General features: G+C 72.5%; 1 protein-coding gene. It reads left to right on the top strand.

The genetic code is table 11. The features are described 5' to 3' along the window. A partial coding sequence (locus ETQ85_RS15205) for an alpha-hydroxy acid oxidase (protein ID WP_222862184.1) occupies positions 1 to 599 on the top strand: 599 nt, incomplete at both ends.

Raw genomic sequence — 599 nt, 5'->3', positions numbered from 1 at the left:
CTCCCGCCATTGCCACCCTGCCCCCCGGCGTCGTCACCCTTGGCGACCATGAAGCCCACGCCCGCACGGTGCTCGACGCCAACGCCTGGGCCTACTTTGCCGGCGGTGCGGCCGACGAAGGCACCGTGCACGAAAACCGCTACGCCTGGAACAACATCCGCCTGCACCCACGCATCCTGCGTCCGGTAGCCGGCGGACATACCCGGGTCCGTCTGCTCGGGCGTACGCTCGCCCACCCGATCCTGCTCGCACCGGTGGCCTACCAGCGCATGGCCCACCCGGACGGCGAACTCGCCACCGCGGTCGCCGCCTCGGCCCAGGAAGCCGGCCTCGTCCTCAGCACCCAGGCCAGCATGCCCCTCGAAGCCGTCGCCGACGCCATCCGCGACGACCCCGAGCGCGGCCCCCTGTGGTTCCAGCTCTACCTGCAGCACGATCGTGGCTTCAACCTCGAACTGGTCCGCCGCGCCGAAGCCGCCGGCTACGAAGCCCTCGTCCTCACCGTCGACGCCCCCTGCAACGGCGCCCGCGACCGCGAACGGCGGGCCGGCTTCCGCCTGCCGCCGGGCATCTCGGCAGTCAACCTGGCCAGCCTGCCG

The sequence above is a fragment of the Zoogloea oleivorans genome, assembly GCF_008107625.1.
In the GTDB taxonomy this organism is placed as follows: Bacteria; Pseudomonadota; Gammaproteobacteria; order Burkholderiales; family Rhodocyclaceae; genus Zoogloea; species Zoogloea oleivorans.
Note: the sequence above shows the minus strand (reverse complement) of the source record. Positions and strands in the feature narration are given on the sequence as shown.